The sequence below is a fragment of the Gemella haemolysans genome, assembly GCF_012273215.1.
GTDB classification, from domain to species: domain Bacteria; phylum Bacillota; class Bacilli; order Staphylococcales; family Gemellaceae; genus Gemella; species Gemella haemolysans_A.
In genome coordinates this window covers 1,163,065-1,179,795 of sequence record NZ_CP050965.1, presented here as the reverse complement: position 1 = coordinate 1,179,795, position 16,731 = coordinate 1,163,065, and the positions used below count along the sequence as shown (strand labels likewise).

The 16,731-nt window shown below is 29.4% G+C and carries 9 protein-coding genes; 7 read left to right on the top strand and 2 right to left on the bottom strand.

Translation table 11 applies throughout. From position 1 onward, the window contains the following. From FOC48_RS05520 to FOC48_RS05490, 7 genes are all read left to right on the top strand, one after another. Window positions 1-690 carry an energy-coupling factor transporter transmembrane component T gene (locus tag FOC48_RS05520; protein WP_003146991.1) on the top strand — a complete coding sequence of 230 codons (690 nt, stop codon included), beginning with the start codon at window positions 1-3 and terminating at the stop codon, window positions 688-690. A 4-nt stretch (window positions 691-694) separates the two neighbouring features. Further along, a complete protein-coding gene (locus FOC48_RS05515) occupies window positions 695-2,125 on the top strand; it encodes an ABC transporter ATP-binding protein (protein ID WP_003146990.1) in 1,431 nt (476 codons plus the stop codon). A 147-nt stretch (window positions 2,126-2,272) separates the two neighbouring features. Further along, complete coding sequence (gene whiA, locus FOC48_RS05510; RefSeq protein WP_003146989.1) at window positions 2,273-3,223, top strand: DNA-binding protein WhiA; 951 nt, start codon at window positions 2,273-2,275, stop codon at window positions 3,221-3,223. Between the two features lie 19 nt (window positions 3,224-3,242). Next, window positions 3,243-3,854, top strand: a complete 612-nt coding sequence (locus FOC48_RS05505; protein WP_035466987.1) for an NUDIX domain-containing protein — start codon at window positions 3,243-3,245, stop codon at window positions 3,852-3,854. Between the two features lie 360 nt (window positions 3,855-4,214). Further along, window positions 4,215-5,423, top strand: coding sequence for a sodium/glutamate symporter (gene gltS, locus FOC48_RS05500; RefSeq protein ID WP_003146987.1), 1,209 nt, complete (start codon window positions 4,215-4,217; stop codon window positions 5,421-5,423). A 136-nt stretch (window positions 5,424-5,559) separates the two neighbouring features. Then, window positions 5,560-6,657 carry a YSIRK-type signal peptide-containing protein gene (locus FOC48_RS05495; protein WP_003146986.1) on the top strand — a complete coding sequence of 366 codons (1,098 nt, stop codon included), beginning with the start codon at window positions 5,560-5,562 and terminating at the stop codon, window positions 6,655-6,657. Window positions 6,658-6,843: 186 nt separating this feature from the next. Then, window positions 6,844-11,070, top strand: a complete 4,227-nt coding sequence (locus tag FOC48_RS05490) for a pneumococcal-type histidine triad protein (protein WP_003146985.1) — start codon at window positions 6,844-6,846, stop codon at window positions 11,068-11,070. A 133-nt stretch (window positions 11,071-11,203) separates the two neighbouring features. Here the strand turns inward: FOC48_RS05490 and serS are convergent, their stop codons facing one another. Next, window positions 11,204-12,484: a serine--tRNA ligase gene (serS, locus tag FOC48_RS05485; protein ID WP_003146984.1), complete on the bottom strand. Its 1,281-nt coding sequence runs from the start codon at window positions 12,482-12,484 to the stop codon at window positions 11,204-11,206. Window positions 12,485-12,802: 318 nt separating this feature from the next. Next, a complete protein-coding gene (locus FOC48_RS09965; protein WP_254263169.1) occupies window positions 12,803-16,585 on the bottom strand; it encodes a pneumococcal-type histidine triad protein in 3,783 nt (1,260 codons plus the stop codon). Window positions 16,586-16,731: the final 146 nt, after the last annotated feature.

The following is a 16,731-nucleotide window of genomic DNA, read 5'->3' as shown; positions in this document are numbered from 1 at the left end:
ATGTTGAAGTTAGATATAAGAACTAAGATTTTTATATTGATCATTGCTAATATTTTAATGTTTAAAATGATGTCAATTAGCATGCATTTAGTTATTGCACTTTGTTTTTCAATATACTTAGGTATAAGTTCTAACTTTAAAAGAATGATTAGATTTTTCGGGATATATCTTTTCTTTACAGCATATGAAGTTTTCTTTGCTCATACCGTAACGCTTCAAGTTGTTGATAGCTTTTTATTACTAACTGCACTAATGTTTAAAACGTTATATTTCCCATTATGTGCGGGTATGGCGTTAGTTAGTAGTTCAAAAGTATCTGAATTGATATGTTTTTTAAGAAGTATTAGATTACCAAAGAAAATGATAATAGTTCTTGCAGTTTTATACAGATTTTTCCCTGTATTACTTACTGACTACAAACTAATAAAGAATTCGTTAAAAATGAAGGGGATTGGAGTAAGTAGAGGTTACTACTTACTTCATCCATTTAAATTTTTTGAATATATATTTGTTCCTTATGTAATTATAAGTACAAATATTGCTAATGAACTTTCTGTTTCGTGTTTGTGCCGTGGTATAGATAATGAAGAAAAACCAACTAGTTATATTGAATTAAAATTTAACAAGATTGATTATTTGGTCATGGTAGCTGTTACTATAATTTTTTGTTTTATTATGTTTATGAGGTGATAAGTTGATAACATTTAAAAATTTTAATTACAAATATGTTGAATCTAAAAAATTAAATATTGAAGATTTGTCACTAGAAATTAAAAAAGGTGAATGTATTCTGTTTACGGGAGCAAGTGGCTGTGGAAAAACAACAATTATGAGGGTATTAAATGGTCTAGCTCCTGAATTTTTTGATGGTGGTTTTAGTGGAGAATTTAAAGTTGCACATCTAAGTATAGGAGATAGATTAAAAGATTTCTCTAAAGTAGTAGGAAGTGTATTTCAAAATCCTAAGAATCAGTTTTTCAATTTAGACTCTACTAGCGAACTAGCTTTTAGTATGGAAAATTATGGTTATTCTAAACCTGAAATTCAAAATAGAATTGATGAAGTAGTAAATGAGTTTGCTGCTGATTATCTATTGGATAGAAACGTCTTAGAATTAAGTGGTGGCGAAAAACAAAAACTGGCTTTTATGGCAAGTATGATGCTTGATGCTGATGTTTATGTTCTTGATGAAATTACTAGTAATCTAGATTTAAAATCTATAAAACTAATATCTTCAATAATAGAAGCATTGAAAAATAAAGGAAAGACAATAATTGTAGCTGAGCATAGAATTTACTATTTAAAGAATTTAATCGATAGAATGTATATTATTAAAGATGGTAGACTAGTTCACGAAGTTACAAAAGAACAGCTTTCTGATTTTGATAGTAGAGCGTGTCAAACTAGACAAATAGATTTATCAAAAGTAGAGCTTGGTAGGAAAGAACCTAGAAAGAATAAAGAGAATTATTTATATATTGAGCAACTAGATTATGAAGTCCATAATCATCAAGTTTATTTAAAAAATGAGAGTTTTTCTTCATCAAAAATTTATTCTATAATTGGTGCTAATGGATGCGGAAAGACTACTTTTGCTAATGCTCTAAGTGGACTACATAAATCTAAACATAAAGTTACACTTAATGGAAAAAATCTTAATAAAAAAGATTTAATACGTAGTACATTCCAAGTAATGCAAGATGTGAATTATCAATTATTTACTAACCTTGTTGAAAAGGAGATTAAGTTAGGTAGTGAGAATTTAGAGTTATTTGATGAAGTAGTAGATAAATTAAATATTAGGAAATTTTTAAATCGTCATCCTAATACATTATCTGGAGGAGAAAAACAAAGGGTAGCGATAGCATCTGCTTTATTGTCTAATAAAAAAATCTTAGTATTTGATGAACCAACGAGTGGACTAGATTATGTAAATATGATAGAACTAAGTTATTTGATCCAGCAAATAGCTAAAGATGATGTAGTGATATTTATAATTACCCACGATTATGAATTTTTATGTCAAGTCTCTGACGAAGTACTTTTCTTTGATAAACAAGGTATAAAAGAACGTATAGAGGTAAATGAGTCTAATAAAAATAGAATATTAGAAAAGATGAGTTAATGTACATTGTATGTTAACTCTTTTTTGCCTCATATTCATTTGCAAATGTACTATGTTAACTATATTTTCAACTCAAATAATTTGTTAATTTACTATTATCATGATAAAATATATAGGTTATAGAAAAATGAAGATAGGAGGGAATTTATGTCATACGCTTCAGATATGAAAAAAGAGTTGACTTTAATAGAGATAACAAAAGATAGAGAATTTTTATCTGAGTTATCTGCTCTTATAAAAATGAACGGTGTATTAAATATATCGAATGGTAGGTTAAGCTTAAGTTTTCAAACTGAGAATGCCTCAATAGCACGAAGAATGTTTTCTTTAATTAAGTATTTTTATGATGTACATGTGAATATTTCTGTACGTAAAAAATTAAAGTTAAAGAAAAATAATGTATATATTTGTCGTTTAGATCAAAATGTGAAAGAAATATTGACTGATCTTTACATTCTAAATGATAATTACACAATGAGAATAGATATTGCTAAAGAATTAATAGATACGGATGAGAAAAAACGAGCGTATTTACGTGGTGCATTTTTAGCAGGTGGTTCGATAAATAACCCTCGTACATCTAGTTATCATATGGAGATTTTCTCATCTTATGAGGAACACAATAGAGAATTAAATGAACTATTAAATAGTTATAAATTGAATGCAAGAAGCCTTGAAAGAAAAAAAGGATTCATTGTTTATATTAAGGAATCTGAGAAAATAGCTGAATTTATTAATTTGGTAGGAGCTTTTCAAGCTTTGTTCCAATTTGAAGATGAAAGAATTGTTAGAGATATAAATAACTCTGTAAATAGAATGCAAAATTGCGACATGGCGAATATGAATAAGACTGTTAATGCCTCTGCGAAGCAGGTTGAGGATATTAATATAATTGAGGAAAGAATAGGGTTAGATAATATCGATGAGAAACTTCGAGTTGTTGCTGAAGCAAGACTTAAGTATCCAGAGTATCCATTAAAAGAAATAGCAGAAATGATTGAAGATGGAAAATTATCGAAATCGGGTCTTAATCATAGATTTAGAAAAATAGCGAAAATAGCTAAAGAATTAAGAGAAGGAACATACCAAGCAAAATAAAGAGAAAGGATAAAAAATGATGAGCAAGTGGGATGAACAAATTTTAGTTGTAAATAGAAAAGAATTATTTAATAATGAGGAAAATCATTTCTATGGTTTTATAGAAAAAAATGATGAAAAAACAAAAAAAATTATTGATACATTCGAATTATATGAAGTAAAACGTCGTGGAGATATGGAAGAAGATCCAAGTTATAAACAATTAATCGGGTACGTACTATTAAAAGATTCGAATACTAATGATGTATTAGTATATAAACGCCTAGTAGGTGGAGGTGAAGCAAGACTTCACGGTAAAGCTTCTGTTGGTATTGGTGGACATATGAACGAGGTTGAAGGAAAAACAATTTTTGAAATGTTAAAAATCAACGCTGCTAGAGAGTTGAATGAAGAAGTAGGAGTTTCTGAAGAAGAGGCATTAAATAATCTACACTTTATAGGGTTGATAAATGATGATAAAACAGAAGTAGGTCAAGTCCATGTAGGTGTTATCTATGAGTGTAAAGTTGATAAAACTAAAGTGGAAGTAAAAGAAGATGATACACTTGTTATCAAGTGGATGTCAGCAGAAGAAGCAAAATCAGAAGAAAATTATGAGACTTGGTCAGAATTTTTAAAACCAATATTCTAATTATGAAGCGCGGTTTAAAAGAATACTAGCTTCATATTAATTCTAACTATATTCAGATTACTATTAAATCTGAAAAATAATAAACAGAATGAATTTGTAAAAAATAATTTTAAAAATTGTTTAAAACTAATCGTTCTGTTTATTTATTTTAAAACTGTTAGTTATTAAAATGTAATAAAATCTAACGTAATCTTGAAAAAAATTAAAATAAAGTGTAATATTAATATATTAAATTATAATACTTTGCAAATTTACATTGAAAATTTTTCAAAAATTAAAATTTATAAAATGTACTTTCTAAATATAAAGTTTATAACAATATGTTAGAAAATATAACGTAAATATAGAAAGGATGATAATATGTTTAATATAAAAATGGATATGATACAAACAGTAGGATTGGCTGTTGTAATATTAATTATTGGAAGATTTCTGAGAAGTAGAGTTAAATTCTTTGAAACATATTGTATACCATCGCCAGTTATCGGAGGATTCTTATTTGCAATATTAAATTTAGTCTTAAGACAAACAAACTTAGTAATTTTTGAGTTTGATAATACTTTACAAAGTTTCTTTATGACAGTATTCTTTACAAGTATAGGATTTAATGCAAGTTGGAGATTACTAAAAGTTGGTGGAAGAAAAGTTGTTATGTTCTTATTAATGGCAATAATTTTAGTAGTTCTTCAAAACATTGTAGCGGTAGGAATTGGATATGCAACTGGAATAGATCCGCTAATAGCATTATTAACAGGTTCGACTGCAATGACAGGTGGACATGGGACTGCGGCTGCGATGGCACCAATCGTTGAGGAATTGGGCCACACAGGTGCCAAGAGTGTTGCTATTGCGGCAGCAACTTTTGGTTTGATTGCAGGATCTAGTCTTGGAGGACCATTAGCAAACAGACTAATTAATGGTAAAAAGTTAAAAGTATTAGCTGAAGAAGTTGAAAATGAAAAAGTACATAACGATGAATTTTTATTCAATAATGATGTTAAGAAATTAGATGGTGAGAATTTCGCTAAAGCATTTTTCTTAATTTTACTTTCAATGTTTATCGGTAGTTATGTATCAACATTTTTAAATCATTTTTTAAACTTCCCGAACTATATTGGGCCGATGATTGTAGCGGCAATTTTAAGAAATGTAACAGACCATACAAGCAAGTTTGATTTACACTATGAAGAAATTCATATTTTAGAGGATGTTTCATTAAATCTATTCTTAGGAATGGCTATGATAAGTTTAAAACTATGGGAACTAAGTAGTGTCGCAGGACAACTTGCTGCTTTATTATTAGCTCAAGCAGTATTAGCATGGGTATTTATCTACTTCGTTACATTTAGAGTAATGGGTGGAAATTATGATGCTGCTGTATTATCTGCAGGACACGTTGGATTTGGACTTGGAGCAACACCAAACGGTATTGCGAATATGCAAAGTGTTTGTGATAAATATAAACACTCACATATAGCATTCTTTGTAATGCCAATAGTAGGAGCATTATTTATTGACTTCTTTAATGTTGCTATTATAAGTGGATTTTTCTCATTTTTATCTAGATAAAAATAAAAAAAGTTTGATTAGTAATTTGAATTCTAATCAAACTTTTTTTATGACTTTTACTTGATGAAAATGGTAATGTATAATATAATAGTTAGAAAGTTTAAATAGATTTTATAATCATTTTAGGAGAATAGAAGTGAAGAGAAATAGATATAGATATTCTATTAGAAAAGTAATAGTCGGTGTTACAAGTATTATTATTGGGTTAAGTGCTGGGGAAATTGATACGACAAATGCAGCAGCAAATACTAATATTTCAGCTGATAATAAAGTAATAATTGATGAGAACGGTGTTCGACCAGATGTTGAACCTATTCCACCAGAGAATATACCAGAAAAATCAGGAAATAAACCACCGGTGAAGCCGACTGATAAACCAGTTAGAAAACCACCTGTGAAACCGGAAGGTAAACCAGCGGAAAAACCGGTAAGAAAACCACCTGTGAAACCAGAAAAAAAGCCAATAGAAAAACCATCAGTTATGCCAGATAAAAAACCATCTATTGAACCAGACAGAAAACCATTGGTAGAACCGAAAGAAGATAAAACTCCAGTAAAACAAGATGATGATAATAAGTTCCCAGCAATGTCGGATAATGAAAAATATCATGATGTAAACAAGACTCCTAATAAAGATTTGTTAGTTGCAAATTTATCAGGCCATGATCTAAGAGTAGAATATAAAAAAGGAAGTATCTCAGCTGATAAATTATATGTTGAATCTTTAAATGATAATAAGTTAAATAAATCTATTGAAAATAAGTTAGGTAATGATTATAAAGTTATAGAAACGTTCGAAATCCACTTTGAAAAAGATGATAAAAAGGTAGACAGTAACGAGGAACGAACGGTAAAAATAGCAATAACTAAGAAGGATAATACTGAATTAGAAGTTTATCATATTACGAATGATATCTCTCTTGAAAAAGTTAATAGTAAATATTCAGAAGGAGAATTACAGTTTAATATTAACCATTTTAGTAAATTTACAATTGTAGAACGAATAAAAATTGGTGCAAAAAATCTTGAAGAAAGAGCACAGGTGATTATTCCCGAAAGAGCTGTAGATGTTAAGAAGGAAGAATTACCAGAAACATTAACTAAAAAAATAGATAATGTGAATAAAGTCTCTTCATTACCAAAAACTGGTATAAAAACTTTAGCTTTAGAAGTAGTTGGAGTTATGTTAATCTTAGCAGCAATATTAATAAGAAGAGAACAAAAGAATAATTAAGATACTATAAAGAGTAACGATTTAGAAATTGATTGTTACTCTTTATTTTTAATTTTATAGAAGTATAAATTTTTTAGTTGAGAGTAATTACGCATATTAACCGTAAAGATTCCTATTTACAAATCCGAAACACTATGTTATAATAAAACGGAATTGTTGCGAATTAAATATTTAAGGAGAATATGTATGAATAAAAAGAATATTATTATTACTAGTGCCTGTGGTTCACTTGTAATCGGACTATCAGCCTTCGCTGGTTATGAATACGGAAAACAACAAACATTCCAAACAACATCACTAGTACAAAATACAGCACAAGCAAAGAAAATTAATTACTCAGACAAAGTTAGTTCTATTGTCGTTAGTGAAATCACTGACGATGGATACGTGACACTTCACGGAGATCACAGTCACTATGAAAAAGGATTAGTACCTTATAACGCTAAAATTCTTGATTCATTAGTTTATAAAAATAAGGATTATAAATTGAAAGATGAAGATATTCAATATGAACTTGCGGAAGGTTATGTTATAAAAGTTAATGGTAAATATTACTACTATCCAAAAGAAGGTATAAACCAAAGTAATATTGTCGATGAGAAAACTGCTAAAGAAATTTCAGCTCATGCACATCACCATCATCATGGAGAAACTAGTGAATCTAAAGAGAGTGGAGATCACTACACATTTAATCCTAAAGATATTGTAAGTGAAACTGCAGATGGTTATGTAGTACGTCATGGAGATCATTTCCACTATATTAAGAAAAGTGAACTATCAAGATCTCAATTATCACAAGCAAGCAAAGTAGAAACTAACAGTTCATTACCAGCATCGACTGTAGGAATAACAACTCCAACAAGTGATGGATATATCTTTAAAGGTGAAAATGATATAATAGGAAAAAACAGTTTTGGATTTATAGTTAAACACGGTAGTCACCAACACATAATACCTTATTCTCAATTAGTAGGTACAAAATGGGAATACTTAGTAAATAACACTAAAGCTCCAGCAGCTACTACAAATACAACAGCTGTGAATATTCCAAAAAACAATACAACAAATAACGAAAAACAAGAGCTACATAAAGATTCATCAAGTACAGAAGATAATTATACATTTAATCCAAAAGATATTGTAAGTGAAGATGAAAATGGTTATACAGTACGTCATGGTGATCACTTCCACTATATTCCTAAAAACAAAGTAGAAAAACCTGCTGAGGTAGTTAAACCAACTCCGGTTGTTCCTAATCCTGTTTTACCAAATTTAAATAATGTGGATAAACCTGTGGAGAATGTTAAACCAACTCCAGTTATTCCTACTCCTTCTTTACCTGAAGTGAATAAAGAAGATAATAAAAAAGATAACGTTACAGAAGTAAAACCTAGTGTTTTATCATTCGCTGGAGTTCAATTTAAAACTAGTGATGGGTTTGTATTATCCAATGATAGTGTAACCACGGCTACTTCAACAGGTCTTCTTGTGGCTCATAGTGGTCATCAACACTTTATATTTTATAAACAATTGGTAAATTCTAAGTGGGAAAAACTTATTCCTTATCAGTATCTGAATAAGGCTAAAGAAGAGTATGCTGAATTGGAAAAAGAAGTTAATGACAAAATTAATTATCTTTCTCAAAAGAATAATATAGGAAAAGATAAATTTAGCTATGTTATTACTCCAAATGGGGATGCAATTTCTTACAATGGAAAAACGGAGTTATTAAAAGATATAAACGTCAAAGAAGGTGCGAAGACAAATAGTTCGAATAGTACTGCTAATGTAGAAAGCAATTCTATAAATAATAATACAAGCAATAATTCTACTACTGATAAAACTGAAACAGCGAATAATTCTTCAGAAAATACTGTAGAAAATGACAATCATAGAGAAGAAAAAAATACTGAAGAAAAAGAAATTGAAGCAAAAATTGACTATGTTGCTAAACAATTAAATATAGATAAAAGTTCTATAAAATTAATAGAGACAGCAGAAGGGAAAGCATTAGTGTATCCACATGGAGATCATAGCCATACTATATTAGTTAAAGATATAGACATATCTAAACCTCTAGCAGATCCACATAATAATTCAGGAGCTGAGACGCTGAAAAAATTAGGGTTTGATGATGATATTATCCATGATATTCAACATGCTTCTGCAGACACTGATTTTCCTGCACATGAATCAAATGTAGAAAAAATGAAAGAGTGGTTAAAAACTGTTAAGTATTTAAATATTGGTCAAAACAAAGATCCACTTAAACGAAATGGTTTAGAACTTATGCCGAATATAGAAGTTCTTGGAATAGGGTATACATCTATCGACGATATTACACCTGTTTATAAATTTAAAAAATTAAAACAATTATACGTGTCAAGAACAGGTATTAAAGATTATTCATTTATAAAAAATATACCAACATTAGAAGGAATTGATTTTTCTGAAAATGACATTCAGGATATTTCGTTCTTAAAAGATTATCCAAACTTAAAATTAGTCTCTGCGGCAGGAAATAACATTGAAAATATCGATGTATTAAAAAATCTTACTAATTTAGAGTCGTTAAATTTAGATAATAATAAAATTAAGGATATATCAGCTCTAAAAGATTTAAATCATCTAAGAGCAGTTAGTCTTGAAAATAATAATATTACAAAGTTAGATGCATTAAGTAATAAAAATGAATTAGAGCGTCTATTCTTATCTAGTAATGGAGGTTTAGAGTTAGCGACTCTTAAAAATGATAATTTAGAACAGTTGACGGTGAATAATACTAATATAAGAGATTTAAGTGTTGTATCTAACCTACCTAAATTGAAAAAATTAGTAGCCAATGATAATAAAATAACAACATTATCTCATTTGAAAAATGCTAAAATTTTAGAAAGTGTAGAAGTTAATAATAATAAAATTGATAGTTTAGATTTTGAGAACAAAACAATTACTAGTTTAGAAATCAAAAATAATAAACTAGAGGATATTAATAATGTTCATAAACTATCTGCACTTGAAAATTTAGATGCTACTGGTAATAAGATAAGTGAATTTCCAACTAATAAACAAGAAAAGCTGATTAATCTAACAGTTAGCAATAATGTTATTAGAACAATGGAAAATGTTAATAATCTTACAGCATTAAAATACTTAACAATGTCAAACAATTATGTAGCATCATTAACGTTAAGAGAAAAAAATAAAACGTTAGAATATCTAGATATAAGTCACAATACTATTCCGAAAGAAGAATTAGAAATTCCTAGTGGTGGAAATATTCCAAAAGGAATAATGAATAATTTTGAAAAAGTTGAAGGTGGGGATATAAAAGAGAATTATACTTTAACTGCTGATTATATTACAGAACAAGCAGAAAAACTACAAGAAGAGATATTGAAACTAAAAGATGAGAAAAAAATAGCACCAGAAGTTGCTGATGAGTTAAAACAAAAAGCACGTATTATTTATCTTGATATGTCTTACAGTGTAGATCAAAGTAGAAATAAACAAATTGAATTAGAAAAACAATTAAACGAAATAAGAAAACAAGTTAAAGATAATTTAGTAACACCAACTGCTGAGATAACTAACAAAGAAGATTCAGTTACAGAACACTCTAATGCTGAAGCAGAGCATCCTTCAGAAGAAAATAATAATAATAATGAAGTTGAAGAACATAAATTTGTCTTTGATGTTAACAATATAGTGAGTGAAGAAGGGGATGGCTATATTGTAAAACATGGAGATCACAATCACTTTGTCAAAAAATCAGAATTATCAGCTAAGCAATTAGAAGAAGCAAAAGAGTTTTTAGCTAAGAAAGCAGAAACTACAACAACTATAGATAAAGCAACATTAGATAGTAAAAAGAATTATATTGCTCTATTCTATGGGATAAATGTTAGTGACATTTCAGTTGATAATAATGCGTTAGTATTTAATTATAACGGTTCAGTTAAGCGTCTTTTACTCAATGATATAACTGTTCCGGTGATGAGTTCAGACTTGGAGGGTGATTTTGAAAAAGAAATAACGGCGTTAGCAAGTAGTATGAATACAACTGTTGAACATATTCAAGTACAAGATGGACAAATGATAGTAAATCATGGGGATCATAATCATTATTATCCAATTAAGAGTCCAGGATGGAGATTATATAATCAAAATAAAATACCCTATATAGAAATACCTAAAGTAAATGGTAATATTGATGAAGCTGTTGTTAATAGTAGACTAACAGAATTAGAAAATAAGGCACAAACTATGTTAGCTAATAATCCAGTTAAATTAAGAAAAGTGTTAAATTGGCTGAATAATTTCAGAGATGTTAGTCTAGCATGGCATGTAACAGGAACAGATGGATATTTACAAGCTCTAGACAAATTTGAAAAAACTCAAATAGATATATAACTCTATATTACAAGAATTAAAAGTAGTGGATTTATAAGGGAAACTTGATCCACTATTTTTAATGTATTAGGCTATTAAAAAATTCCAAGAGGATTTATATAAATCTCTTGGAATTTTTTAGTTTAAAATAAAATTAATCTCTTTCGATTTTTGTAATTCCACGCATGTATGGACGTAAAACTTCTGGTACTGTGATTGAACCATCTTCATTTTGATAGTTTTCAATAATTGCAGCTAAACAACGTCCAACAGCTAATCCAGAACCGTTTAGAGTGTGAACAAATTCAATTTTACCTGTGTCTTCACGTTTAAATCTCATATTAGCACGACGAGCTTGGAAATCTGTACAGTTTGAACATGAACTGATTTCTTTATATGCATTATAGCTTGGTAACCATACTTCTATATCATATGTTTTAGCGCTTGAGAATCCAGTATCTCCAGAACATAGAGTGATAACACGATATGGTAAGTTTAATTTTTTAAGGATGCTTTCAGCATGACCAGTCATGATTTCTAATTGTTCATAAGAATTTTCAGGTTTTGCAAAACGTACCATTTCAACTTTGTTGAATTGGTGAAGGCGGATAAGACCACGAGTATCACGACCAGCACTTCCTGCTTCTGATCTGAAGCAGATACTGAATGCTGTAACACCTTTTGGTAACATATCTTCTGTTAAGATTTCACCGTTGTAGTAGTTAGTTAATGGAACTTCTGCTGTTGGGATAAGAGTTAGTCCTTCAGATTCAACAGTATAAACATCTTCAACGAATTTAGGGAATTGACCAGTACCGAATAAAGCAGTTCTGTTTACTAATTGAGGTACCATAAATTCTTCATAACCGTGTTCAACTACGTGAGTATCAATCATAAAGTTGATTAATGCACGTTCAAGCATTGCCCCAGCTTTTTTGTAGAACACAAATCTACTACCAGAAATCTTTGCAGCACGTTCAAAGTCAGCAATATCTAATTCTTCAACTAGATCCCAGTGAGCTTTTGGTTCGAAATCAAATTCTCTAACTTGACCAATACGGCGAACTTCAATATTTTCATCTTCATTTTCTCCAATTGGAGTTTCATCAGAAATTAAGTTAGGGATTCTAATGATTTTTTCGTTAATTTCTTCAGCAATTTGCTTAACTTCAATATCGCGTGTTGTTATTTCATCAGAAACGTGTTTCATTTCAGCGATTACATCTGAAGCATCTTCACGTTTTCTTTTTAAGATTGCAATCTCTTCACTTTTTTTGTTACGAAGTGCTTTTAGGTCTTCCACTTGAACAAGAAGTTCACGACGTTTTTTATCTAAGTCGATAAGTAAGTCAACTACATCAGTCTCTAAGTTTCTAGCAGCTAATTTTGCTTTTACCATTTCAGGATTTGCTCTAAATAATTTAATATCTAACATATTTATATTCTCCTTTTGTATATTATTTTTAAATTGAATTAAGTATAAAATAAAAAATCCCTTACGTCAAAGACGTAAGGGACGATTAATTTCTATACCGTGGTTCCACCCAAATTCAATCTTAAAGATTCTTAAAAAAATTATTATTGATATTATTTATAGTAGAATTTTAAAATAAACAATAAGCACTTTCAGCAAATGTACTCTCTCTGGAAAAGTTTTTAGATTAAAACATGTCTATAATCAAATTATATATATTTATTTAAATTAATTTTACTCTATGATAAGCTTTGTTGTCAAGTGTTTTTAGAAATTAATTTATTTTTCCTCGGTTATTTTCTCTGTAGTATTTTCTGATTTTGATGTTGTTGTTTCTTCGTTAGTATTGTGTTTATTGTCATTTGAAGTTGTGTTGTTTTCAGAATTTGAAACTTCTTTTTCTGCGTTAAGAGTCGTACTATTTTCGTTATTTGTTTCTGGAGTTTCTTTTGGTTTAGCACTTGAAACTAGGGCAGCTAATAACTTATCTATATCGTTAATTAATATTGTTTCATTTTTTCCACCAAGGTTGAAGTTTACAGCTTTTCCATATGGTGTTTCTATTACATTCATACTATCTGGAGAAAGTCTAAATAGACCAGCAAGTAAGTTTAATTTTGCAGATTCTTCTGGAGTAAGTTCAACTTTTTTAGTTTCTGTTGTACTTTCGTCTTCAGATGTGCTGTTTTCAGTACTTGTTGTATTCTCATCTTTAGGTGTATTGTTTTCAGTACCTGTTGTGTTTTCATCTTTAGGTGTGTTGTTTTCAGTACTTGTTGTATTCTCATCTTTAGGTGTATTAGTTTCACCACTTGGTGTACTATCTACCTTATTATTTTCATTAGTTGTAGAGTTATTTTCTACTTTATTACTCTCATTATCTGATGATGAATTATTAGTTTCATCTTTTTTACCTGCATATTTTTCGAAATCAGCTTTATCATAATTTGCGTTAGAAAATTCAAGTGGGAATGATGGGTCATTTGCTTCTTTAGCGAATTGATCTGCTGATGAACGAAGCGTTATACCATCTTCATCTTTTTTATTAAGTTTATTATAGTTTTCACCGAATTCAGCCTTAGTACTTGTATTGTGTTCAAGAGCGTAATGTAGTGCATTTTTCGCATTAATTAATCTTGTAACAAGTGTTCTCATTGGTGTTCTAGTTATAAATGCTTGAGATTCGTAAGAATCTTTTACAAGTGAAGAAAGTTCCTCACGTAGTTTATTATCAATCTTGTCACTATCAATGTTTTCTAAGAAATATTTTATGTAACTTACTGTAGTAATACTTTCACGGTCTTCGAATTTTTGTAATTCATCTAATAAGTGATTGATTTTGTTTAAAGTATTAACATCTTTGTTTTCACTAGCTATGTTTAATTCATTAGTTAATTCTACTTTTGAAAGATTGTACTTTTCAATATCGTTATCTTTAATACGATTTAATAGAGTATTATATTTTTTAATAAATTCATCATTTTTAGAAGTATCAGCATTAGCTTCTTCTTGAATATATTTTTTATCAAAGTTATCTAACATTTCTAGGTAACCTTTAGTAGAGTTAGTTGGTAATTCTTCAATTGTTGCGCGTAACTGATCTAATGCACGATTAACACGATTTGCTTGTTTTTTATCATTACTGTGTTTAGCGATATTATTTGCTTTTAGTTCATCAATATGTTTAAATACAGCTTCTTTATCGAAATCACCAGCAACATAAGTTCCAGTTATGTTAGGAATTCTATTTTTATAGTAAATATCTGCTCCTTTAGATAGTATTTTAACGAAATGATCGTGATCTCCATGAGGGATTACAAATTTATCGCCATCTCGTTTAATTTTATCAGCAGGAATTCCTGTACGTTTTGATAATGCAAGTAATTCATTTTCGAAATCAACTTCATCGTCACCTGTAACCTCAGGAATATGGAATTTATCACGAGGTATTAAGTATGGGTGAATATGAGTTGGGTCATATGCATGAGCAGGTTCGTTAAATACAAAGAAGTCTTTTGTAACTTTAACAGCTTCTTTTGGTACTCCATAAACCTCAGCGATATAATTAATTTGTTTTTGAATTTCATCCGTAATATTTACTTCAGTTTCGTCAACGTGAATTGCATTTAGTAATACGGTATGGCTGTGATCACCATGAGGGTAAGTTAATGCTTGTCCATTTTCAGTTTCTACTAATTTAATTAACTTAGGATCGATACCTAATATTTTTGCTAAATGGTTAATTTTTTTAGTAACTTCCTCAGAATAAGTTTCATTGTTATTTTCGGGTTGTTTATTTTCTACTTTATCTTCCACTTTTGGAGTTTCTTTTGGTGGAGTTACAACATTATTGTTTTCAGAATTTATTTCTTCTAATAGTGTAGTTGTTCCATTGTAAGAAAGAGCATCTCCTTTTGCTGTAGAGATATATTTAATAGTATTTTTATCGATATTATTTTTACTTGCTAAGTAGTTTATTTTTTCAGTTACTTTATCTTCTAATTCTTTATATTCTTTTTTAGCTTGTTCTAAATATTTTTGAGGAATTAGTTTTTCAAATTTAGAATTTACTAATTGTTTATAATAAACAAAGTGTTGGTGCCCATTGTGATCAATGACTAATCCTAATGATGTAGGAGTACCTACTGTATTTTCATCTAATACAAAACCATCACTAGTTTTAAATTGAACTCCAGCGAATGATAAAACACTAGGTTTTACTTCTGTAACGTTATCTTTTTTATTATCTTCTTTATTCACTTCAGGTGAAGAAGGCGCAGGAATAACTGGAGTTGGTTTAACATTCTCCGCTGTTTTTTCTACTTTATTCACTTCAGGTAAAGAAGGAGTAGGAATAACTGGAGTTGGTTTAACATTCTCCACTGGTTTTTCCACTTTATTCACTTCAGGTAAGGAAGGAGTAGGAATAACTGGAGTTGGTTTAACATTCTCTACAGGTTTATCCACATTATTTAAATTTGGTAAAATAGGAGTAGGAACAACCGGTATTGGTTTAACTACTTCAGCAGGTTTTTCTACTTTGTTTTTAGGAATATAGTGGAAGTGATCACCATGACGTACTGTATAACCATTTTCATCTTCACTTACAATATCTTTTGGATTAAATGTATAATTATCTTCTGTACTTGATGAATTTTTATGTGATTCATGTTTTTCGTTATTTGTTGTATTGTTTTTTGGAATATTCACAGCTGTTGTATTTGTAGTAGCTGCTGGAGCTTTAGTGTTATTTACTAAGTATTCCCATTTTGTACCTACTAATTGAGAATAAGGTATTATGTGTTGGTGACTACCGTGTTTAACTATAAATCCAAAACTGTTTTTTCCTATTATATCATTTTCACCTTTAAAGATATATCCATCACTTGTTGGAGTTGTTATTCCTGCAGTCGATGCTGGTAATGAACTGTTAGTTTCTACTTTGCTTGCTTGTGATAATTGAGATCTTGATAGTTCACTTTTCTTAATATAGTGGAAATGATCTCCATGACGTACTACATAACCATCTGCAGTTTCACTTACGATATCTTTAGGATTAAATGTGTAGTGATCTCCACTCTCTTTAGATTCACTAGCTTCTCCATGATGATGGTGATGTGCATGAGCTGAAATTTCTTTAGCAGTTTTCTCATCGACAATATTACTTTGGTTTATACCTTCTTTTGGATAGTAGTAATATTTACCATTAACTTTTATAACATAACCTTCTGCAAGTTCATATTGAATATCTTCATCTTTCAATTTATAATCCTTATTTTTATAAACTAATGAATCAAGAATTTTAGCGTTATAAGGTACTAATCCTTTTTCATAGTGACTGTGATCTCCGTGAAGTGTCACGTATCCATCGTCAGTGATTTCACTAACGACAACAGAACTAACTTTGTCTGAGTAATTAATTTTCTTTGCTTGTGCTGTATTTTGTACTAGTGATGTTGTTTGAAATGTTTGCTGTTTTCCGTATTCGTAACCAGCGAAGGCTGATAGTCCGATTACAAGTGAACCACAGGCACTAGTAATAATCATTTTTTTCTTGTTCATACTATTTTCTCCTTAATTATTTAATTCAAAACAATTCCGATTTATTATATCATAGTGTTCTGAGTTTGTAAATAAAAATGTTTACGGTTTATAAAGTGTAAAAAATATTTGGGGAAATGGGAGTGACTCAAAAATCGTGATTTCGT

Bases quoted from the DNA above. Each gene is read 5' to 3' on its own strand.
- FOC48_RS05520 (WP_003146991.1), top strand. From the start codon at position 1: ATGTTGAAGTTAGATATAAGAACTAAGATTTTTATATTGATCATTGCT.
- whiA (WP_003146989.1), top strand. From the start codon at position 2,273: ATGTCATACGCTTCAGATATGAAAAAAGAGTTGACTTTAATAGAGATA.
- FOC48_RS05505 (WP_035466987.1), top strand. From the start codon at position 3,243: ATGAGCAAGTGGGATGAACAAATTTTAGTTGTAAATAGAAAAGAATTA.
- gltS (WP_003146987.1), top strand. From the start codon at position 4,215: ATGTTTAATATAAAAATGGATATGATACAAACAGTAGGATTGGCTGTT.
- FOC48_RS05490 (WP_003146985.1), top strand. From the start codon at position 6,844: ATGAATAAAAAGAATATTATTATTACTAGTGCCTGTGGTTCACTTGTA.
- serS (WP_003146984.1), bottom strand. From the start codon at position 12,484: ATGTTAGATATTAAATTATTTAGAGCAAATCCTGAAATGGTAAAAGCA.
- FOC48_RS09965 (WP_254263169.1), bottom strand. From the start codon at position 16,585: ATGAACAAGAAAAAAATGATTATTACTAGTGCCTGTGGTTCACTTGTA.